Below are 21229 nucleotides of genomic sequence, written 5' to 3' on the forward strand. Positions count from 1 at the left end.
GCGGCGATCGCAAATGCGGGGCGAAAACGGCGTGCGGCATCCATCCTGCCCTGATGCCACGCGCCCGCGCGCGCGACCATGACGGCGCGCGCCCGCGTTCTTGATCCTGCGCGCCTCAAACCGCGCTGGCGAGCAATTCCTCCGCCCCGCCCAGGTCCACGCTGACCAGGCGTGAGACGCCGCGTTCCACCATGGTTACGCCGAACAGGCGGTGCATCCGGCTCATGGTCACCGCGTTGTGCGTCACGATCAGGTAGCGCGTCTGGGTTTCTGCCACCATGGCATCGAGCAGGTCGCAGAAGCGTTCGATGTTGGCATCGTCGAGCGGGGCATCCACTTCGTCCAGCACGCAGATCGGCGCCGGGTTCGTCAAGAACAGGCCGAAGATCAGGGCAACGGCCGTCAATGCCTGTTCGCCGCCCGAAAGCAGGGTCAGCGATTGCAACCGCTTGCCCGGCGGCTGGGCCATGATTTCCAACCCTGCTTCCAACGGGTCATCGCTGTCCACCAGTGCCAGATGGGCTTCCCCGCCGCCGAACAGGCGGGTGAACAGGCGGCGGAAATGGCCATCCACCGCTTCGAACGCGGCGCGCAGGCGTTCGCGGCCTTCGCGGTTGAGATTGCCGATAGAGCCGCGCAGGCGATTGACTGCTTCGGCCAGTTCTGCCTGCTCGGCCAGGCTTTCGGCCTGGCGCGCTTCGGCCTGGGCCAGTTCATCGGCGGCCACCAGGTTGACCGGCCCAATACGCTCGCGCTCGGCCACGAGGCGCTCGTGCGCGGCGCTTTCGGCACTCGCTTCGCCCACTTCGGCGCCGGCAAAGGCAAAGCGTTCGGGCAGCAGTGGGGGCGGGCACTGAAAGCGTTCGCCGGAAATGCCGGCCATTTCCTGGCGGCGCTGGTCTTCATGGGTGGCCTTGGCACTGGCCGTGGCACGTGCTTCACGCGCAAGGGCGAGCGCTTCGTTGGCCTGGGCCAGGGCCGCATCGGCCGCCTTGCCTAAGCTCTCGGCCTCGGCCAACGCAGCCTCTGCCGCGGCGAGTTCGCGGGCAAGGCGGTCGCGGATCGTTTCGCCCTGTTCGATCTCGGCGATCAGGGCCGTGGGCTTGGCCGCCGCGATCGCGCGTTCGGTGGCCAACTCGTCTGCCCGGCCCGCCATCTGCACCAGCCGCTTGGCGGCATCGCCAGCGCGGGCCTGCCAGTTGCGCACGTCGGCCCTCATGCCACCCAGCCGCTCGTGTCCCACGGCAAGACCCTGTTCCAACGCGGCATGGGCGGCCATCGCCTGTTGCAGGCTGGCGCGCGCGGTTTGGTGCGTGGCGCGAGCGGCATCGACCGTGGCGCGCCCGGCGGCCGGATCGGGCAGGGCAGCGTGGCGGGCCTGCGCGGCCTCCGCTTCGGCCTGCGCAGCCTGGATCTGCTGCGCCAGCGTGGTCTCCTGGCGGGTGAGATCGGCCGCGCGTGCCTCGCGCTGGGCGCGGGCAGCTTCGGCCTGGTCCAGCGCGCGCAGGGCGCTGCGCTCGGCTTCGGCGGCCTGGCCAATGGCGCGCTCCACCCCGCTCCATTCCGCCTGGACCTGGGCCAGCCCGTCGCGCGCGGCATCGTGGCGGGCCTGTGCGTCCTGCACCGCCGCTTCCAGCGCGGGGCGGCGCGTTTCGAGTTCGGCGAGGCGGTTGTCTGCCTCCAGCGCGGCGGCCTCTGCCGCTCCTTCGCCACGCGCCACGAAGCCATCCCAGCGGCGCAAGTGCCCGCCCCGCGTGACCAGCCATTCGCCCGGACCCAGCGGCTGGCCCTCGTCGGCGTCCACCGCGCGCACCAGCGCCAGCCGGGCAGCCAGTTCGGGCGGATAGGTCGGCACATGGTGCAACAGCGCATCGGGCAGCGGCTCGGGCGCGCTGGCCCCGGTCCAGAAGCGCCCTTCGCCCGCTTGCGGCGCCGGGCCCAGTGGCGCCATGGCATCGCGGCCCAGCACGGCGGCCAGCGCGCGTTCCCAGCCTGGCGCCACGCGGCAGCCCGAAAGCGCCGCCGGCCCACGCCCACGTGCGGCTGCGGCCTTGGCGCGGGCGGCCTTGTCGCGGGCCAGGGCCTCGGCCTCGCGCGCCACACCCGCCAGTTCGGCCCGCGCCGTGGCCAGGGCATTGGCAGCAGCATCGCGTGCCTGGGTCAGGTTTTCGCGCGTAGCGGTCAATTCCTCGCGGCGGGCACGCTGGCTGGCGAGAGTGGCGGCCGCTTCCGTGCGCCGCCGTTCCGCCTCGGCCAAGGCCAGGGCGGGATCGGGTTCGCCCGCCAGGGCTGCCTGCTGGGTGGCAAGGCGCTGCGCTTCGGCTTCAAGCCTGGCAAGGGCCGCCTGCGCGGCAGCCAGCGCGGCCTGGGCCACGCGCCAATCGGCTTCCACCCCGGCCTGTTCGGCTTGCGCCTGGGCCTGGGCCAATTCGGCAACGCGCGCGGCGCGCTCGGCATCGTCCAGCGCGGCGGCCAGCAGCGGCCGGCGCGCTTCGTCGGCCAAAAGCGTGGCTTGCGCGGCTGCCAGGTCGCTTTCCAGGCGGGACCGGGCCTGGGCCGCCTGCGCGGTAAGCTGGTCGGCTTGGGCGCGGTCTTCGGCAATGGAGCGCAACTGCCGGTCGATGTCGGCCACACGCTGCTCGGCCGCTTCCAACTGGGCGGAAAGGGCGGCCATGCGCTGCCCATGGGCAGAAGCGTCCTGGCGCCGGTCGAACAGTTCCTCGCGCGCGGCGGCAAGCGCCGTGGCAGCGCCGTGCTGCGCGCCCTGGGCGGTGACGGTGGCGGCCTGGGCGCCGGCCACGGCCGCTTCGGCGCGGGCCGCTTCGTCGCGCGCGGCTTGCGCGGCGGCGGCGGCATCGCGCCAGCGGGCAAAGACCAGCCGCGCTTCGGCCACGCGGATGCGCTCGGTCACGGCCTTGTAGCGTTCGGCCGAGCGGGCCTGGCGGCGCAGCGTGGCGATCTGCCCGTCCAGCCCGGCCATCAGGTCTTCCAGCCGGGCGAGGTTCGCCTCGGTCGCCCGTAGCTTCTGCTCGGCGTCGCGGCGGCGCACGTGGAGGCCGGCGATGCCCGCCGCCTCTTCCAGCATCATCCGCCGCTCGGCCGGCTTGGCGGCGATCACGGCAGCGATGCGCCCCTGGCTGACCAGCGCCGGGCTATGCGCACCGGTGGCGGCATCGGCAAAGATCAGGCCCACGTCCTTGGCGCGCACGTCGCGGCCATTGACGCGATAGGCCGAACCGGCGCCGCGCTCGATCCGGCGCACCACTTCCAGTTCGCCGCCCCACTGGTCGTCCGCTTCGGTTTGGGCTGTCAGGGCCACTTCGGCAAAGGCGCGGGCCGGGCGGCTGGCGCTGCCGGCAAAGATCACGTCGTCCATCCCGGCGCCGCGCATGGCCTTGGCCGAAGCCTCGCCCATGACCCAGCGCAGCGCTTCGAGCAGGTTGGACTTGCCGCAGCCGTTGGGGCCGACCACGCCGGTCAGCCCCGGTTCGATGCGCAGTTCGGCCGGCTCGACGAAACTTTTGAAGCCGGCCAGTTTCAGCCGCTGGAAATGCATTGCCCCCGGCCCCCCAATCCCTGCACGACCAGCCCCCGCCGGCGCAGGATCAGCGCGCGCCGGCGCGCTGCAGGATCGGTTCCAGCTGTTCCCAGGTGGCCACGTCCACGTTCTTGCCATTGACGATGAACGTGGGCGTGCCGGTGATGGTGTACTTGTCACCCGCGGTCTGGGTGTCGCTGGCCAGCGCTTCGGCGGTCTTGCTGTTGGCAAGGCACGCGTTGGCCTGGTCGCGCGAAATGCCGCGCGCGCCGAAGAAATCGATCAGGCCGCCCTTGTCGGCCATCACGCCGAACATCTTGGCCGGCGGCAGGTTCATGCCCTGGATTTCCTTGGCAGCGGGCTGCAGTTTTTCAAAGATGTCCTTCTGGTTGGCATAGACCTGCTGTGTCAGCGCAAAGAAGCTTTCCGGCGCGCCGCAGTGGGTCAGCATGGCCATCGTGGTGTCGAACGGATCGCGCACGAAATTGCGGAATTCCAGGCTTACCCGGCCGCTGTTGACATAGGTGTCGCGCAGCTTGGGAAAGCCCTTTTCCTCGAACTCGGCGCAGTGCGGGCAGGTGAGCGAGCCGAATTCGATCAGCTTTATCGGCGCATCGGGGTTGCCCATGACATAGCCGCCTTCGGTGGTCTTGCTGACCACGTCGCTCCACGCCTTGCCGGCGGGCGCGGCCACGGTGGGCAGGGCGGCGGCGGTTTCGGTCGAAGGGCCTGCGGCATCGTCCTTCTTGCTGCAGGCAGCAAGACCCAGGGTGAGCGGCAGAGCCAGCAGCGCAAGGCGGGTATTGGCAAATTTCATCGCGTGGGTTCCCGTGTGATGGGGCAGTAAACCGGTGGGTGGCCGATCAGTTCATGCGGGCTTCGAGCTGCGGCTTGAGCGCGGCCCAGCTGGCCGTGCCGGCCAGCGGCAAACCATTGATCATGAAGGCAGGCGTGCCTTCGACATAGTCCTTGTCGGCCGCTTCCTTGGTGCCGGCGGCCAGGCGATTGGCCAGGGCTTCGTCAGCCAGGCAACGATCGGCGGCGATGCGGCTCACCCCGCGCGAAGCCATCATGTCATAGAACTTGAAATCGCTGGCAATGGCGCGGGTGCGGCTGGCCAGCGGGCCGGTGATCCAGCGCTGGCGTTGGGCCTGGCTGGCGGTCATTTCCAGGCCGATCCAGTCTTCCTGACGCGTCAGGAACATGAGGTGCGTCTGCCAGAACTGGGCCGGCGCCACGCAATGGGTGAGCAGGGCCACCGTCAGGTCGATCGGGTCGCGCACGAAGTTGCGCACTTCGATCGAACCTTTGCCGGGCGCGATGAAGCCCAGGCGCAGCTGGCCATCGGCTTCCTGGGTGAAATGGGCGCAGTGCGGGCAGGTATAGCTGATGTATTCCACCAGCTTGACCGGGGCATTGGGATTGCCCAGCACGAAGCTGTCACGTGGCGTGCGCACCACGGTCTGGTTCCAGTTGCGGCCGGCCGGGGCGGCCGGCGCCTTTTTCGGCGGGGCAGCCAGGGCCGGGTTCGTGGCGAACATGCCAAGGGCAGCGGCAAGCGAAAGGGCCAGCGCCCTGGCAGCGGAACGAAGTTTGATGGTCACTTCCGATTGTCCCTGTTGTCCGTGTCTTGTCTGGCGCTGGCTTCACCCAGAGAGCGGGCCAGCGATTCGAGCACCGCGCGCAATTCCGGATCGCCGATGGCGCGCAGGCTGTCACCCAAGTCCATCGGTACCGGCTTGAGTGAGGGCGGCGCCAGCGGCGCAGGGCCTGTCGGGCGCGGCGCCTGAACCACGCCTTGACGCAGTTTCACCTTGGCCACGGCACGATAGCCGAAGAAGCGGTTCACCCGCTCCATGATCTCGGGCACGACGTGCTGGATCAGCGGGGCATGGGCCGGCGTCACCACCAGTTGCAGGATGCCGTCTGACTTTTCGCCCGGCGCAAAACGGATCGATTCGGGCATGCAGTGGCGGGCATGCGCGGTGCCGACGATTTCGGGCCAGCGGGTGACGACCGAGCTCTGCACGAAGCCGAAGCGGCGGAATGCGGTACGCCCGATGGCGGGCATCAGGTCGGCAATCTGGCGCGCATCGCCGCCGCGCTTGCGCTCGAACGCCTTGGGCGCAGGCTTGCTGGCTGCGGCCTTGGGGGCGGCCTTTCGGGCAGGACGTGATTTTGGCGGATCGCTTTCCATCTTGGCGCCTGCCATGCCATAGCGGCGCCATGCAAGCCAGTGGCCATCCTGACGATTTCCCCGCCCGCATCACGGAAACCGGCGATGGCGTGGCGCCTGCGCTACTGGGCTGGTACGATGCCAATGCCCGGCGCCTGCCCTGGCGCAGCCATCCCGGAACGCCCGCGCCCGATCCCTATCGGGTGTGGCTGTCCGAAGTGATGCTGCAACAAACCACGGTGGCCGCGGTTGGCCCTTATTTCGAGAAATTCACCCGCACCTGGCCCACGGTGCACGATCTGGCCGCGGCAGACGACGCGACGGTCATGGCTGCCTGGGCGGGGCTTGGCTATTATGCCCGTGCGCGCAATCTGCTGGCCTGCGCCCGCGCCGTGGCGCAACTGGGCGCCTTTCCCGATAGCGAGGAGGGGTTGCGCGCCTTGCCGGGGCTGGGGGCGTATACCGCCGCAGCGGTGGCCGCGATTGCGTTCGATCGGCGGGCCGTGGTGGTGGATGCCAATGTGGAGCGCGTGGTAGCGCGGCTCTTTGCCATCGATACGCCGCTGCCCGCTGCACGCCCGGCGATTCGCGCCGCCACCGACACGATCACGCCCGCTGCCCGTGCCGGCGATTTTGCCCAGGCGATGATGGACCTGGGCGCCACGATCTGCACCGTGAAGGCGCCGCGCTGCCTGCTGTGCCCCTTGCGTGGCGCGTGCCGCGCCGAGCGCGAGGGCCGGGCCGAAACGCTGCCGGTCAAGGCGGCCAAGAAAGCCAAGCCGCAGCGCCAGGGCCGCGCATTCTGGATCGAACGGACCGGCCCGGACGGCGCGGTACAAGTGCTGGTCGTGACGCGGCCGGGCAAGGGCATGCTGGGCGGCATGCGCGCACTGCCCGACGATGGCTGGAGCGCGCGGGCCGATGGCCATGGCCAGCCGCCGCAGGATGGCACGTGGCGATCGGCGGGGGTGGTGCGCCACGGTTTCACCCATTTCGATCTCGATCTGCAATTGATGGTGGGCGAAGGCGGTTCTGCCGCTAATATCCCCGGCGCTCATTGGTGGCCCCGCGCCGACATGGAAAATGCCGGGTTGCCAACGGTTTTTGCAAAGGCGGCGCGGCTGGCGCTGGCCGGTGCGCAAGAGGTTTGAAGAAAGGGTTTGCTCGCGATGCACGATGGCCAGATGCACGATGGAATGACACTTCCGCGAACCCCGGCGCTCAGCCGCCGCGCTCTGTTGGGTGGGGCAGGCATGCTGGGCGGCGGCCTGCTGCTGCGGCGCTGGGCCCATGCCGCGCCCACCGATCCGCGCTTGCCCGCCCTGTCTGCCTTGCTTGATGACTACGTCGGCTCTGGCAAGCTTGTGGGTGCCGTGGCCACGCTGGGCTGGGGACAGGGCGCCCCCGAAGTGGTGGCGCGGGGCGTGGGCACGCGCGGTGACGCACGCGCCCTGGATGAAAACAGCCTGTTCCGCGTCTATTCGATGACCAAGCCGATCACCGGCATGGCCGCGATGATGCTGATCGACGAGGGCAAGCTCAAGCTTGACCAACCGATTGCCGATTTCCTGCCGGGCTTTGCGCACATGAATGTGCTGGTCGATCCGGCTGGCCCGGTGGACAAGGTGGTGCCGGCCACGGCGCCGATCACCGTGCGCAACCTGCTGACCCACACGGCTGGCCTGGGCTATACCATCGTGCAGACCGGCCCGATCCGCGAGGCTTATGCCGCAGCGGGCATCACCCCCTATGCCGTGAGCCGCGTGCCCGTGCCCGGCTTTGGCGAATCGCATCCCGCACCCAGCCTGGCCGCCTTTGCCGACAATCTCGCCAAGCTGCCGCTGGTCTATCAACCCGGCACGCGCTGGTCCTATTCGGTCGGCCTCGATCTGATGGGGCGGATCATCGAGCTGGCCTCGGGCCAGGATTTTGCTTCGTTCCTGCAAGCGCGGCTGTTCGATCCGCTGGGCATGGCCAGCACCGGCTTCCGCCTGGCGCAGGCCGACGTGGCGCGGTTCACCACCAATTATGCCGTCGCCAACGGCCGCCTGCTGCCGATCGATGTGGCCGCCAACTCGGTCTATCTCGATCCGCCGGCTTTCCCCTTTGGCGGGGCCGGGATGATCAGTAGTCCACGCGATTATGACCGCTTCCTGGCCATGCTGCTGGGCGGCGGGGTCTTTGCCGGCAAGCGGGTGATGAGCCAGCGCGCGGTGGACCTGGGCACCAGCAACCTGCTGCCGGCCACCGCCAGCACGGCGGGCACCTGGATTGCCGGGCATGGTTTCGGGGCCGGCGGCCGCGTGGGGCTGGGCGAATCGGCCGGCACTTATGGCTGGTCGGGCGCGGCCGGCACCATCGCGTTCATCAGCAAGGTGGGCGGGGTGCGCGCCGGGTTCTTCACCCAATACATGCCCAGCACCGCCTATCCGTTCAGCGATGCCTTTCCCCAGGCCGTGCGCAGCGACGTGCGCGCGCGGCTGCTCGCCCAACACAAGGTTGCCGCATGACCGATACTGCCACGCTGACCGCCGGCTTGCACAAGGCCTTGCCGCCGATTGCCTATGCCGGCAATCCGCTCGACCGGGCCGATGCCGTGCGCACCGATCCGGCGCGGCTGGCGACGGTGCAGGCCGCGGCCGGCGCGCGCCTGCTGGTGCTCGATGGCCTGTCACCCGAATTTTCGGCCGAGGGCGGGCTGGTCTGGGCGCCGCTTGCGGCCGCGCCAGAGGGGGCCGATCTCGTGTTCCTGGGCCTTGATCCGCAGGGCCACGGCTGCTTTGCCGCGGTCGCGCCTGCCCTGGGCGGCAGCACGGCGCCCGCCGCGCCAAACTTGCGCGCCATGCTCGATGCCATGCCGGCAGCAGACCTGGCGATCTATGGCGGCGCGCGCAGCCTGGTCGATTGGCATGCCCGCCACCGCTTTTGCGCGCGCTGTGGCCATGCCACGCGCGCGGCCAAGGGTGGGTGGCAGCGATCTTGCACCAATGCCGCATGCGGGGCGGAGCATTTTCCGCGTGTCGATCCGGTCACGATCATGCTGGTCGAACACGATGGTCGGCTTCTGCTGGGGCGCCAGCCGCGCTTCCCCGCCGGGCGCTATTCCGCGCTGGCCGGGTTCGTGGAACCGGGGGAAACGGTGGAAGAGGCTGTCGCCCGCGAGGTGCTGGAAGAAGCCGGCGTGCGCGTGCGCGACGTGCGCTATGTCGCCAGCCAGCCCTGGCCCTATCCCTCGTCGCTGATGCTCGCCTGCCACGCCCTGGCCGACGATCCGGCGATCGCGATCGACCATGCCGAACTGGAAGACGCGCGCTGGTTCACCCGCGCCGAAGTGACCGCCGCGCTGGAAGGCCGGCCCGATGCCCCGTTCGGCGCCCCCACGCATACGGCGGTGGCGCGGCACCTGCTGGAATGGTGGATGGTGGCGCGGGGATAGGTTGCGTCAGGCCTCGCAAGCAACCCCGCTTCAAACCAGTCCCAGCTTGGCCAATTCCCCGGCAATCTCCGCTGGCAAGACATCGCCCGCTTCGCCATCGCCCAGATCGGCCGGCGCATCGCCTGGTTCCAGATAGCGCCAGCCCTGGTGCGCGCGGCGCGGCTTGGGCACCACGTCGATCAGGCGGGTGGACACCAGGATGTTGGTGCGGCCGCCTTCGGCCTCTTCAAAGCCCAGGATCTCGCTGCGGGCGACGAGCTGATGCTTCAAGATCCAATAGAGCGAGCCGCCGATCATCTCGGCATGGCGGCGCGGGCAATTGCGCGTCGTTAGGCGCGCCACGCCATCGGCACCGTGCCGCCGCCCGGCGGAAAACCATTCGTGGACTTCGGCCAGCGATTGGGCGCCATAGGCCACCTTGGTCATGTGCAAGGGCATTTGCAGGTCTTCCGATCGGTATCAGGCGGCAAGTCCGGTAACGACCGCCAGCCCCAGGAACGAGAAGAACCCCATGACATCGGTCGCCATCGTGACGAATACGGCCGAAGAGACAGCCGGATCCACGCGCAGCCGATCGAGCGTGACGGGAACCATGATCCCGGCCAGCCCGGCCACCAGATTGTTGATGACCATCGCCGCCGCGATCACCGCGCCCAGATGCGGGTTGCCGAAGATCAGCGTGGTGCCCACCCCGATCAGCACGCCCAGCGACAGCCCGTTGGCCAGCGCAATGCGCAATTCGCGCAGGATCATGCGCACGGTGTTGGAACTGGTCAGCTGGTTGGTGGCAATCGCGCGCACCACCACGGCCAGGGTCTGCGTACCGGCATTACCGCCCATCCCCGAAACGATCGGCATCAGCACGGCGAGCAGGGCAAAGCGCGCGATCGCGCCCTGGAACAGGCCCACCACCGACGCGGCGATGATCGCCGTGCCCAGGTTCACCACCAGCCACGACAGGCGCGTGCGCACGGTCAAGGCGATCGGCTCGTTGATGTCGCCATCGCCCGCGCCCGAAAGACGCAGGATGTCTTCGCTGGCTTCTTCCTGGATGATGTGGACCACGTCGTCCACCGTGATCTGGCCGACCAGGCGCCCGCTGTCGTCCACCACGGCGGCCGAGATCAGCGCGTATTTCTGGAAGCGCAGCGCCACTTCTTCCTGGTCCATGGTCACGGGAATCAGCGTCTGGTCGCGCTTCATCACATCGGCCAGGGCCACGCTGCGCGGCGCGCGCAGCAGCCAGGACAGCATGCACGTGCCCACGGGGCGGTGCTTCACGTCAACGATGAACACTTCCCAGAATTCGGTGGCAAGGTCATCGTCGTCGCGGCGCAAGTAATCGATCAGGTCGCCCACGCTCAGGTGTTCGGGCACCGCGATCACGTCGCGGCTCATCAGGCGGCCGGCGGATTCTTCCGGGTAGGACAGCGCGCTTTCGATCGCCGCGCGGTCTTCCGGCTCCATCTCGGCCAGGACCGCAGCCTGGTCTTCCTCGTCGAGATCTTCGATCAGGGCGACGGCGTCGTCCGTCTCCATCTGCTCGGCAAGATCGGCAACTTCGTCCGGCTCCAGATCGTCGACCAGCGCATCACGCACCCAGTCGTTCAATTCGGCCAGCACTTCCGACCCCAGCAGGTCGTTGATCGCGCGGGCGAGCGGCGCACGATATTCCTGCTCGATCAGCTCGAACAAGTCGGCAATGTCGGCCGGGTGCAGCGGCTCGACCAGGTTATAGACGGTTTCCTGGTCGGCCTCGTCCAGCGCTTCGGTCACCTTGCGCAGGAACGAGGGGCGCAGCGTGTTGTCTTCCTCGTCCAGCTCCTGCGAATTGCGCACAGGATCGGGCGCCGCCACCATCACGGTGTCGGTGTCGATCTGCGGTTCGTCGTCCCGGTGCGCGGCTTCATCCATCATGGGCCGGGATAGGCGATCATCCGGCAAATGCAATGATGCAGTGCAGCGTGACTTTGCCGGCAGATTGCCTATATCGGCGGCATTGTTTGCCAAGGAAGAGTGGTCGATGTCTGAAGAAAAACTGGTCCTGTCGCTGGATTCGGGCGATGTGGTGATCAAGCTGCGTCCCGATCTGGCCCCCGGCCACGTGGAACGCATCAAGGAACTGGCCTCGGAAGGCTTTTACGATGGTGTAAAGTTCCACCGCGTGATCCCCGGCTTCATGGCGCAGGGCGGCTGCCCCCAGGGCACCGGCATGGGCGGTTCCGACAAGCCGGACCTCAAGGCCGAATTCAACGACCAGCCGCACGTGCGCGGCGTGTGCTCGATGGCCCGCACCAGCTATCCGCACTCGGCCAACAGCCAGTTCTTCATCTGCTTTGACGACGCGCGCTTCCTCGATCGCCAGTACACCGTGTGGGGCGAAGTGGAGAGCGGCATGGACCTGATCGACGCGCTGCCCAAGGGCGAGCCGCCCGCAAACCCGGGCGTGATCCGCAAGGCGACCGTTCAGGCGGCCTGAGCCAGAGCGACGATCGGGCGCTGTCTCGGTTCTGAGACGAAACCTGTATCATATCAGGGAAAGGCGGGGCTGGTCCCCGCCTTTTTTGCTGCCGGAATGGGCACATCGGCCTAGGGGCAAGGGCAGACCGAACCCGAGAGGAGCCCCCCATGAACGCCCCCGTTTCGTCAGCACCCGTTTCCACCGCGCGCATTGCCCATCCCGATTATCGTGCCCGCCTGATGAGCGCGGACGATGCCGCAAGCCTGATCGGCCCTGGCGCAGTCGTGGGGATGAGTGGTTTTACCGGCGCGGGCTATCCCAAGGCGGTGCCCCAGGCCCTGGCGCGGCACATGGAAGCAGCGCACGCGGCGGGCGATCCCTATGCCATCAAGGTCTGGACCGGCGCATCCACCGGCCCCGAACTCGATGGCGCGCTGGCGCGGGCCAAGGGCATCGATTTCCGCCTGCCCTACAATTCCGATCCCTTGGTGCGCGAACAGATCAACGCGGGCACTGTGCAGTATTTCGACATGCACCTGAGCCAGGTGGCGCCGGTCGCCTGGCAGGGCTTCCTCGGCCCGCTCGACGTGGCGCTGGTGGAAGTCTCGGCAATCCTGCCCGATGGCAGCGTGGTGCCGTCCTCTTCGGTGGGCAACAACAAGACCTGGCTGGACCGCGCGGGCAAGATCATCCTGGAGGTCAATTCCTGGCAGCACGAAGCGCTGCACGGGATGCACGACATCTATTACGGCACGGCGCTGCCGCCGCACCGCCAGCCGATCCCGCTGACCCATCCCGATGATCGCATCGGCCAGCCCACGTTCCGCATCGATCCGGCCAAGGTGGTGGCGGTGGTTGCCACCGACACGCCCGATCGCAATGCCCCGTTCAAGGCGCCTGACGATGCCGCCCGCGCCATTGCCGGCCATCTGCTGGCGTTCCTGGAGCACGAAGTCACCGTGGGCCGCCTGCCGCGCAGCCTGCTGCCGATCCAGTCGGGCGTGGGCAATATCGCCAATGCCGTGCTGCACGGGCTGATGGACAGCCCGTTCGAACCAATGACCGCTTATACCGAAGTGCTTCAGGACGGCATGCTCGAACTGCTGGCATCGGGCAAGCTGGCGATGGCTTCGGCCACGGCCTTTTCGCTCAGCCCCGATGCGGCCGAAGCGCTCAATGCCGAAATGCACCGCTATCGCAATCGCATCGTGTTGCGCCCGCAGGAGATTTCCAACCACCCCGAACTGGTGCGCCGCCTGGGCTGCCTGGCCATGAACGGCATGATCGAGGCCGATCTCTATGGCAACGTCAACTCCACCCACCTGATGGGCTCGCGCATCCAGAACGGCATCGGCGGCTCGGGCGACTTTGCCCGCAATGCCTATATCTCGATCTTCATGGCGCCTTCGGTGGCCAAGGGCGGGGCTATTTCCACGATCGTGCCCCAGGTCAGCCATGTCGACCATATCGACCAGGACGTGCAGGTGATCGTCACCGACCAGGGCCTGGCCGACTTGCGCGGCTTGGCGCCCAAGCAGCGCGCGGAAAAGGTCATCGCCAACTGCGTCCACCCGCTCTACCGCGACCAGCTGGCCGATTACTACGCCCGTGCCCTGCGCGATTCCTATGGCAAGCACTCGCCCTCGCTGCTGCGCGAGGCGTTGTCATGGCACCAGCGTTTCGTGGAAAAGGGGACGATGCTGGCGGGGTGAGGTAGGCTCCCCTCCACCACCGCTTCGCGGCGGCCCCCCTCCCCGCGAGCGGGGAGGATCCAGGTCCTCCCCATGAAATGGGGAGGTGGCGGCAGCAGGCCGACGGAGGGGTTGGTTAAAGCCCCGCCTTCAGCATCCAATCATGGAACAAGCGTACCGGGCGCGATTGCAGCGCGCGCGGGCGGCAGACGAACCAGTAGGAATAAGGGCTGTCCACCTCGATGTCATAGACCCGGGCCAAGCGGGGATCGTGGCTTCGGCTGAAGTGATCGTCGTGCATGATCGCGATGCCCAGCCCTTGCGCGGCGGCTTCCAGGATCAGCTGGCCCGAATCGAAATGGTCGATCGCCGCCGGTTCCAGCGCTTCCAGGTGCAGCGTGCGCTTCCACGCTTCGAAGCTGGCGGGCAGGTCGTTGTGGACCAGGAACGTCTGCTTGGCCAGCTTGGCCATGTCGGGCCGGTCGCCCAGTTCCTCGGCCAGTTGCTTGCTGGCGATGGCATAGACGCGGTTGTGATCAAGCCGCACCGAATGCAGCGTGGCATCGGGCCCTTCGGAAAGGACGATGGCCGCGTCGATCGTATCGCCCAGCTTGGTTTCGGCCGCAGTGGAGCTGTCGATGTCGATGTGCAGTTGCGGGTGCAGCTTGCGCAATTCGCCCAGGCGCGGGAACAGGCGCTGGCTGCCGAACAGCGGCAGCACGCCCAGCCGCAGGCGCATGACCTTGCCGGTGTCGATCATGCGGTCGATGCGGTCGGCCATCTCGTCGATCAGCGGGGCCACGGCATCATACAGCGTCTGCCCGTCTTCGGTCAGCTTGAGTGCCTGGTGCTTGCGCTCGAACAGCGGCTTGCCCACGAATTCTTCCAGTGCCGCCAGCCGCCGCGACAGGGCCGAGGGGCTGAGCGCCAGTTCCGCCGCCGCCGTCTTGGCAGATCCCGCGCGCACCACGCGGATGAAGGCTTCCAGCGAACGCAGCGGAGGCAGGCGGCGGATCATCAGGCGTCTTCTTCTTCTTCGGCAAGGGCAGTGGAGGGGGCATGCAGGCGAATGCGGGTCAGGCGGCGTTCGTCGCCCCCGGTCACTTCCAGGCGCCAGCCGGATTCGTGTTCCAGCACACGGCCCACCGGCGGCACTTCGCCGGCCAATACCACGGCAAGGCCGCCGAGCGTGTCGACATCTTCCTCCACTTCGGCGAGGCGCGGGTCGATCGTCTGCGCCACGTCTTCCAGTTCGGCGCGCGCATCGGCATCCCAGGTATCAGGATCGAGCTGGTTGAGCAGCACTTCGGGTGCGTCGTCGTGCTCGTCTTCCACGTCGCCGACGATTTCCTCGACCAGGTCCTCGAAGGTGACGATCCCGTCGGTGCCGGAATATTCGTCGATCACCACGGCCAGGTGGGTGCGGCTGCTGCGCATGTCGGCCAGCACGTCGATCGCGCCGCGTGCCTGGGGCACGAACAGCGGCTGGCGCATCAGCGTGGTCCAATCGGCCGGCGCGGGCGCGCCTTTCAGGGCCATGTCCGCCAGGAACGGGAACACGTCCTTGATGTGCATCATGCCCTGCACTTCATCGAGCGATTCGCCATAGACCGGCAGGCGGCTGTGGCCATGCTCGGCAAAGGCGGCGACCACCTCGGCAAAGGTGGATGAGGCCGGAATGGCGATGATCTGCCCGCGCGGGATGGCGACATCGTCGGCATCGCGTTCGCTGAAATGGAGCAGGTTCTTGAGCATCTGGCGTTCCACCGGCACCAGGTCGCCATCGGCGCCCTCGATGTGGCCGGGTTCGTGCTCGTGCTCTTCGATCGCTTCCTCGATCTGCGCCCGCAGCGATTGATCATGGTCGGGCCCTTTGAAAAAGGCCTTGATCACGCGCCACAGCGCGCCGCTACTGTCTCCTTCGCCAGAACGGCCTTCGCCGCTTGGCCCATTGCCCTCGGGCACGGACATCGTTCCTTTCCCCGTTTCAGAAACCATCATGCATATGGGTCGGCCAGGCCCAGCAAGGCAAGCGCCTTCCGCTCCAGGTCTTCCATTTCCTCGGCTTGGGCCTCGCCCTCTTCGTGATCGTAGCCAGCCAGGTGTAGCAGTCCGTGGACCACCAGGTGGGTGGCGTGGGTTTCCACCGAAACACCCTTTTCGGCCGCCTCGCGCGCGCAGACGCCCTGGGCCAGGATCAGGTCGCCAAGCATGCCCGGCGCGCCTTCATCGGCGGCGGCACGCAGCACATCCTCGCGGGCAAGCATCGGAAACGAGAGGACATTGGTCGGCTTGTCCTTGGCCCGCCACTGCTTGTTGAGTGCGTGCACTTCCTCGTCGTCTGCCAGGACCAGGCTGACCAGCAGGTTGGGATGCGCCAGTTCGGGTGCCACCTTGGCGGCCGCTTCGGCGGCACGGTTGGCCAATGCCTCCCAATCGGTGGCGTCTCCCCAGATGGGATCGATGTCGATTTCCAGAATCGGCGCGGTCATGCGGGGGCCTGTACAATTGGGGGGAGGCGATTCGCTTTGGCATGGTGGCGCAGGGTGCGCCAGCCGCCATGTGCAAAAAATGCAAGATCGGCCTCGCGCGAGGTTTCCACCACCCCCTCGCCCCCTCCTCTTCAGGGGAGCGGGTTGGGTGTGGTGGAGCCACAGCGCAAGATCAGGCCTCGTTCCCCTCATAGGCTTCCACGATCCGCCCCACGATCGGGTGGCGCACCACGTCGGCGCGGCTGAAATGAACCACGCCGATCCCGTCCACGCCCTCCAGCCGGCCCACGGCATCGGCCAGGCCGCTGGCCGCCACGCCGCCGGGAAGGTCGACCTGCTTGGGATCGCCGCACACCACCATGCGGCTGTTCTGGCCAAAGCGGGTGAGGAACATCTTCATCTGCGCCGGCGTGGTGTTCTGCGCTTCGTCCAGGATGACAAAGGCATCGGCCAGCGTGCGCCCGCGCATGAAGGCGATAGGGGCAATCTCGATTTCGCCGCTGGCGATGCGCCGCTCCACCTGTTCGGGCGGCATGCAGTCATATAGCGCATCGTAGAGGGGGCGCAGATAGGGATCGACCTTTTCCTTCATGTCGCCCGGCAGGAAGCCCAGCCGTTCGCCCGCTTCCACCGCCGGACGCGACAGGATCAGGCGCTGTACCGATCCGGTCATCAACTGGGCCACGGCCTGGGCCACGGCCAGATAGGTCTTGCCGGTGCCTGCCGGCCCCAAGGCAAAGATCACGTCGTTCTTCACCAGCGCCTGCATATAGGAGATCTGCGTGGCCGAACGCGGCACGATCGTCTTGCGGCGGGTGCGGATCATGATCGGCGGGGCATTGCCGGGCGTGCCGGTGATGATGCCTTCCAGGGTGGGTTCCGCGCTCATCGCAATAAGGGACTCCAGTGCGCCGCTATCGATTTCGTGTCCGGTGTTGAGGCGCTGGTACAGGCCCTTGAGCACGTCGCGGGCGCGGGCCACGGCGTCTTCTGGCCCTTCGATCAAGACCTTGTTGCCGCGCGCGGAAATATACACGCCCAGGCGGTTTTCGATCTGCACCAGGTTGGTATCGAACTGCCCGAACAGCGCACCCAGCATCGTCTGCTCTTCAAATTCCACTTCCACGCGCGCGCGCCGTGGACTTTCCGGCCTGGCCCCGGCCCTTGCCCCGGCATCTCCGGTTATTCCGGCACGGTGCCCGGGGCGGTCGAAGGTCATGTCGCGATGCGCCTCTTCGTGGGCGCGGGGGAATTTGCGAGCCATGGGATGGGGTTTTCGCGCTCCTTTCATCGAACTCTCTATGCAAGTGTAAGGTGTGATCGGCGCGGTGCAAGCGCCGCAATCGTAAAATGCCTGTCATAGGTAACGAGACCGCGACACTTTGCTGCCAGGGCACGACAAACCTGAGCGGTTTCTTGCGCAATCCTTCGGCACGCGTTCAGCCGCTGCGCGCCATAACCGCTTCATGGCCGACGGACACGCCAAGGCGCTCTGCCCCAAGTGTCTGCCAACCTCGGCCGATCAAGGAGTTACCCCCATGCGCAAGTTCGTCCTCGCCATTGTCGCTGCCGCCGTTCTCGCTCCCGTGGTTGCCCCGGCCATGGCTAATGCCCAGCCGGTCCAGACCCCCGCAGTTGCCGCCGCCCGCCACGAAGTGCGCCATGACCGCACCGAATTCCGCCACGATCGCGAACGCCTGGCCGTCGCCCGTGCGCATGGCAACGAACGCGCCGCCCGCGTTGCCCGTCACGAAGTGCGCCACGACGCCCGCGAACTGCGCCATGATCGCAAGGTGATGCACCACAAGATCCGTCACGCCTACCGCCACCATCACCACCATGGCTGAGGCCTGGCGCTGAGCTGACAAAGCAAAGGCCCCCGTCGCGTGATGCGGCGGGGGCCTTTTCATGCCGATAAGCGCCGGCGTTCAGGCCACCAGTTGGCCGGCGAGCGAATTGGGCCCAGCTTCCACCAGATCGACCGTGACGAGATCGCCGATCGCCACCTCTCCGGTGAAATGCACCGATTGCAGCCAGGGGGACTTGCCCAGCCACTGGCCGGGATGGCGCCCGCGCCGTTCCACCAGAACCTGGCAGCGCCTGCCCACGCTGGCCTGGTTGAACGCGGTGGCATCGCGCACCAACGCGGCCTGCAGCCGTTTCAGCCGCTCGTCCATGACCTCGGCTGCGACCTGGCCGTCCATCGTCGCGGCCGGGGTGCCGGGGCGGGGCGAATACTTGAAGCTGAAGGCCTGGGCATGGCGCACCGTGGCGACCAGGTCGAGCGTGTCCTGGAACTCGGCCTCGGTCTCTCCGGGAAAGCCGACGATGAAATCGCCCGACAGCGCGATGTCGGGCCGGGCGGCGCGCACGCGATCGAGGATCTTCAGATAGCTTTCCACCGTGTGGCTGCGGTTCATTGCCTTGAGCACGCGATCGTTGCCCGCCTGCACCGGCAAGTGCAGGAACGGCATCAGCTTGTCGATCTCGCCATGCGCGGCAATCAAACCGTCGCTCATGTCGTTGGGATGGCTGGTGGTATAGCGGATGCGCGCCAGGTCCGGCTCTGCCGCCAGCACGCGGATCAGGCCGTCCAGGCCGATGGCGCGGCCCTTGTCGTCCTGCCCGCTCCAGGCATTCACGTTCTGGCCCAGCAACGTGATCTCGCGCGCGCCACCGGCCACCAGCAGCTTGGCTTCCTCCACCAGATCGGTGAACGGACGCGAGATTTCCGCGCCGCGCGTATAGGGCACCACGCAATAGGTGCAGAACTTGTCACAGCCTTCCTGCACGGTCAGGAAGGCGCTGGGGCCGGAACGGCGACGCCTGGGCAGCGCGGCGAACTTCGCCTCGGCCGGCATGTCGGTTTCGGTGCCGCTCTTGCCGGCGGCAGCGTCGGCCACCATGTCGGGCAGGCGGTGATAGGCCTGCGGCCCCACCACGACCTTGACCGACGGCGCGCGCTTCATGATTTCCTCGCCCTCGGCCTGGGCCACGCAGCCGGCCACGGCGATCAGCGGCACGCTGCCATCGTCCCGGCGCAGGCGGCCGATGTCGGAATAGACCTTTTCGGTGGCCTTTTCGCGGATGTGGCAGGTGTTGAGCACGACAAGGTCGGCGCCATCGCGTTCTGCGGTCGCAGTCATGCCTTGCGCGGTCAGCAATTCGGCCATGCGCTCGCCGTCATAGACGTTCATCTGGCAGCCGAAGCTCTTGACGTGAAACGTCCGGGGGGGATTCTCTGCGGGCATAAGCCGCGCCCCATAAGGCAATCGGGCGGCAATTGGAACTGCCTTGCGCGCGTGCGAAGCCCCCGCGCCAGCCGCATCATGCCGCGCGGTCGTGCTTCTCGCGGCTATAGCCCACTTGTGGCACGTCCAGGTGGAACGGGCGCAGCGGCTTGCCCAGGTTGCGTTCCATGGCGGGCACGATGCGGTTGCGCGCTTCGGCGGCAATCGCCTTGCGGCCGGGGAAATCGCGTGGATCGAACGGGTCGAGGAAATGGATGTCGAGGCGGAACGCGCCGCGCCGGGCAAGGATGCGCATGGCATTGGCCATGCCGCCCTCGGTGCCGATCCAGCCGATCCATTCCGCCACGGCGCCATAGTCGAGCACCACCGGCTGCACCAGCACGCCGGGCGGCGGCGGTTCCAGCACGCGCAGCATCGAGGTCTTGAACGGCAGCAGCGATTGCCCGTCGGTGGTGGTGCCTTCGGGGAAAACCGTGATGGCCCAGTTGTCGGCCAATGCCTCGCGCAGGCGGTTGATCTGTTCGGCCACGCCCAGGCGGTCTTCGCGGCTGACGAAGACCGTGCGGTTGAGCCGCGACAGCCAGCCCACCACCGGCGACTGGCCGATTTCAGCCTTGGACACGAATGCAGTGCCGCTCGCGCCGCCCAGCGCCAGGATATCCACCCACGACAGGTGGTTGCTGATATAGAACACGTCGCGCCGCAGCGGCGTGCCGTGGACCCGCACCCGCGCCCCGCACAGGCGTGCGGTCAGGTACAGGAACACCCGCGGCAGCGGGGAGCCGTAGTGAATGGTGCGCCACACATAGTGCAGCGGCACGCAGACCAGCAGCGTCAGGATGATGCCAAGGGCACGCCAGAAGATGCGCAGCTTGCCCAGCGCGCCGATGGGGGAACCGCGTTCCGGTCCGATGCTGCGGGGGCGGGGCATGGGAGGATCAGCTCTCTCGGCCGAGCTTCACGCCGTAGAGTTCCATGCGGTGATCGACCAGGCGATAGCCCAGCTTTTCCGCGATCTGCCGCTGCAACTGTTCGAGTTCGGGATCGACGAATTCGATCACCCTGCCGGTTTCCACGTCGATCAGGTGGTCGTGGTGCGCTTCGGGTGTCGCTTCATAGCGGGCGCGGCCATCGCCGAAATCATGGCGATCGAGAATGCCGGCCTCTTCGAACAGGCGCACGGTGCGATAGACGGTGGCGATCGAAATGCGCGGGTCGCGGGCAGAGGCCCGCTCGTGCAGCTTTTCCACATCGGGATGATCCGTGCTTTCCGACAGCACTTGCGCGATCACGCGGCGCTGGTCGGTAATGCGCAGGCCACGTTCGGCGCAAAGGGCTTCGAGATCGATCACTCGGTGCACGCTGTTCTCGTCATTCTGATTGCTTCGCCACCCATATAGGGGAATTGGCAGGGCTTGTTAACCGGCCAAGCGGCCAGAACCGCAGGGGCTGTGGCAAGGCGCTGTGGAAGAGCGCAAAATCGATCACCCACGGCCCAATTCAAGCAACCTTTCCGGCATGCAAAAGCCCGGCGGACATGCAGCGCCATGCGCCACTGCCCGCCGGGCCGAAATTGCCGGTAGGGCGAGCCGGAAACGGCCCGCACACCCGATCAGGCCGTTGCAGCAGCCTTGCGACCGCGCTTGGCGGGGGCAGGGGCAGCGGCCGGCTTGCGACCCAGGCCAATCTTCTTGGCCAGTTCGCGGCGCTTTTCGGCATAGGCCGGGGCAACCATGGGATAGTCGGCCGGCAGGTTCCAGCGGGCGCGATACTGTTCGGGCGTCATGTTGTAGCGCGTGGCCAGGTGACGCTTGAGCATCTTGAGCTTCTTGCCGTCTTCCAGGCACACGATGTGGTCGTTCTTGACCGAAGCGCGGATCGAAACGGCAGGTTCGGGCGCGGGTTCGGCCACGGGTTCCGACGGCTTGAGGCCGGCGAGCGCCGAATAGACATTGGAAATGAGGACCGGCAGGTCACCCACCGAGACGCTGTTGTTGCTCACATGGGCGGCAACGATGTCCGAGGTTAGCGTGATCAGGGTTTCACGCATATCATTTTCGATATCACTCATTGCGATCCGGCTTTCGTTCTATGTTGCTGTGCGACACGTTTTGACGGCAGCCCGACTAGTCAGGCGCGTGGCCTGTCTATACGCCATTGTATTCGAGAAACAACCACAGGATG

The 21229-nt window shown here is 67.3% G+C and carries 20 protein-coding genes; 6 read left to right on the plus strand and 14 right to left on the minus strand.

Annotated features, from left to right (window positions below; all coding sequences use genetic code 11):
• Positions 1-115: 115 nt before the first annotated feature.
• From R9J51_RS08990 to R9J51_RS09005, 4 genes are read right to left on the minus strand one after another with little or no spacing between them, the layout of a single operon-like run.
• Positions 116-3556 (minus strand): AAA family ATPase, encoded by a 3441-nt coding sequence (locus R9J51_RS08990; protein WP_179504258.1) that lies wholly within the window; start codon positions 3554-3556, stop codon positions 116-118.
• A gap of 49 nt (positions 3557-3605) precedes the next feature.
• Positions 3606-4355, minus strand: a complete 750-nt coding sequence (locus tag R9J51_RS08995) for a thioredoxin domain-containing protein (RefSeq protein WP_169473802.1) — start codon at positions 4353-4355, stop codon at positions 3606-3608.
• 46 nt (positions 4356-4401) lie between these two features.
• On the minus strand, positions 4402-5142 hold the full coding sequence (locus R9J51_RS09000; RefSeq protein WP_169473804.1) for a thioredoxin domain-containing protein: 741 nt from the start codon (positions 5140-5142) through the stop codon (positions 4402-4404).
• On the minus strand, positions 5139-5750 hold the full coding sequence (locus R9J51_RS09005) for a DUF721 domain-containing protein (protein WP_179504259.1): 612 nt from the start codon (positions 5748-5750) through the stop codon (positions 5139-5141). The genes R9J51_RS09000 and R9J51_RS09005 overlap by 4 nt, the downstream gene beginning before the upstream one ends.
• A 14-nt stretch (positions 5751-5764) precedes the next feature.
• On the opposite strand from R9J51_RS09005, the gene R9J51_RS09010 reads away from it, so the two are divergent.
• From R9J51_RS09010 to nudC, 3 genes are read left to right on the plus strand one after another with little or no spacing between them, the layout of a single operon-like run.
• A complete protein-coding gene (locus R9J51_RS09010) occupies positions 5765-6865 on the plus strand; it encodes an A/G-specific adenine glycosylase (RefSeq protein ID WP_179504260.1) in 1101 nt (366 codons plus the stop codon).
• 45 nt (positions 6866-6910) lie between these two features.
• On the plus strand, positions 6911-8224 hold the full coding sequence (locus R9J51_RS09015) for a serine hydrolase domain-containing protein (protein ID WP_168554225.1): 1314 nt from the start codon (positions 6911-6913) through the stop codon (positions 8222-8224).
• Positions 8221-9150 carry an NAD(+) diphosphatase gene (nudC, locus tag R9J51_RS09020; protein WP_179504261.1) on the plus strand — a complete coding sequence of 310 codons (930 nt, stop codon included), beginning with the start codon at positions 8221-8223 and terminating at the stop codon, positions 9148-9150. Before R9J51_RS09015 ends, nudC begins: the two co-directional genes overlap by 4 nt.
• A 30-nt stretch (positions 9151-9180) precedes the next feature.
• Here the strand turns inward: nudC and R9J51_RS09025 are convergent, their stop codons facing one another.
• Positions 9181-9588, minus strand: coding sequence for a DUF1489 family protein (locus tag R9J51_RS09025; protein ID WP_168554227.1), 408 nt, complete (start codon positions 9586-9588; stop codon positions 9181-9183).
• A 21-nt stretch (positions 9589-9609) separates the two neighbouring features.
• A complete protein-coding gene (gene mgtE / locus R9J51_RS09030; protein WP_168555423.1) occupies positions 9610-11010 on the minus strand; it encodes a magnesium transporter in 1401 nt (466 codons plus the stop codon).
• 163 nt (positions 11011-11173) lie between these two features.
• Between mgtE and R9J51_RS09035 the strand changes: the two genes are divergently transcribed.
• On the plus strand, positions 11174-11629 hold the full coding sequence (locus tag R9J51_RS09035) for a peptidylprolyl isomerase (RefSeq protein WP_168554228.1): 456 nt from the start codon (positions 11174-11176) through the stop codon (positions 11627-11629).
• Between the two features lie 149 nt (positions 11630-11778).
• A complete protein-coding gene (locus tag R9J51_RS09040) occupies positions 11779-13323 on the plus strand; it encodes an acetyl-CoA hydrolase/transferase family protein (protein ID WP_179504262.1) in 1545 nt (514 codons plus the stop codon).
• A 115-nt stretch (positions 13324-13438) separates the two neighbouring features.
• Here the strand turns inward: R9J51_RS09040 and R9J51_RS09045 are convergent, their stop codons facing one another.
• From R9J51_RS09045 to R9J51_RS09060, 4 genes are all read right to left on the minus strand, one after another.
• Positions 13439-14320: a LysR substrate-binding domain-containing protein gene (locus R9J51_RS09045; RefSeq protein WP_168554230.1), complete on the minus strand. Its 882-nt coding sequence runs from the start codon at positions 14318-14320 to the stop codon at positions 13439-13441.
• Complete coding sequence (locus R9J51_RS09050) at positions 14320-15273, minus strand: hemolysin family protein (RefSeq protein WP_168554231.1); 954 nt, start codon at positions 15271-15273, stop codon at positions 14320-14322. The genes R9J51_RS09045 and R9J51_RS09050 overlap by 1 nt, the downstream gene beginning before the upstream one ends.
• Before the next feature lie 26 nt (positions 15274-15299).
• On the minus strand, positions 15300-15794 hold the full coding sequence (ybeY, locus tag R9J51_RS09055) for an rRNA maturation RNase YbeY (protein WP_168554232.1): 495 nt from the start codon (positions 15792-15794) through the stop codon (positions 15300-15302).
• Between the two features lie 172 nt (positions 15795-15966).
• Positions 15967-17058, minus strand: coding sequence for a PhoH family protein (locus tag R9J51_RS09060; RefSeq protein ID WP_179504264.1), 1092 nt, complete (start codon positions 17056-17058; stop codon positions 15967-15969).
• A 274-nt stretch (positions 17059-17332) separates the two neighbouring features.
• Here R9J51_RS09060 and R9J51_RS09065 point away from each other — a divergent pair, with 274 nt between their 5' ends.
• Entirely contained in the window at positions 17333-17641 is a 309-nt protein-coding gene (locus tag R9J51_RS09065) for a hypothetical protein (RefSeq protein WP_179504265.1), read from the plus strand.
• An 81-nt stretch (positions 17642-17722) separates the two neighbouring features.
• Here R9J51_RS09065 and miaB read toward each other — a convergent pair whose 3' ends face one another.
• The 4 genes from miaB to R9J51_RS09085 form a co-directional block, all read right to left on the minus strand.
• On the minus strand, positions 17723-19045 hold the full coding sequence (gene miaB / locus R9J51_RS09070) for a tRNA (N6-isopentenyl adenosine(37)-C2)-methylthiotransferase MiaB (RefSeq protein ID WP_179504266.1): 1323 nt from the start codon (positions 19043-19045) through the stop codon (positions 17723-17725).
• Between the two features lie 76 nt (positions 19046-19121).
• On the minus strand, positions 19122-19976 hold the full coding sequence (locus tag R9J51_RS09075; protein WP_168554236.1) for a lysophospholipid acyltransferase family protein: 855 nt from the start codon (positions 19974-19976) through the stop codon (positions 19122-19124).
• Between the two features lie 7 nt (positions 19977-19983).
• On the minus strand, positions 19984-20406 hold the full coding sequence (locus tag R9J51_RS09080) for a Fur family transcriptional regulator (protein ID WP_179504267.1): 423 nt from the start codon (positions 20404-20406) through the stop codon (positions 19984-19986).
• A gap of 251 nt (positions 20407-20657) precedes the next feature.
• Positions 20658-21116 (minus strand): MucR family transcriptional regulator, encoded by a 459-nt coding sequence (locus R9J51_RS09085; protein WP_168554238.1) that lies wholly within the window; start codon positions 21114-21116, stop codon positions 20658-20660.
• Positions 21117-21229 lie beyond the last annotated feature (113 nt).

The organism is Novosphingobium rhizosphaerae (assembly GCF_050920675.1).
Lineage (GTDB): Bacteria > Pseudomonadota > Alphaproteobacteria > Sphingomonadales > Sphingomonadaceae > Novosphingobium > Novosphingobium rhizosphaerae.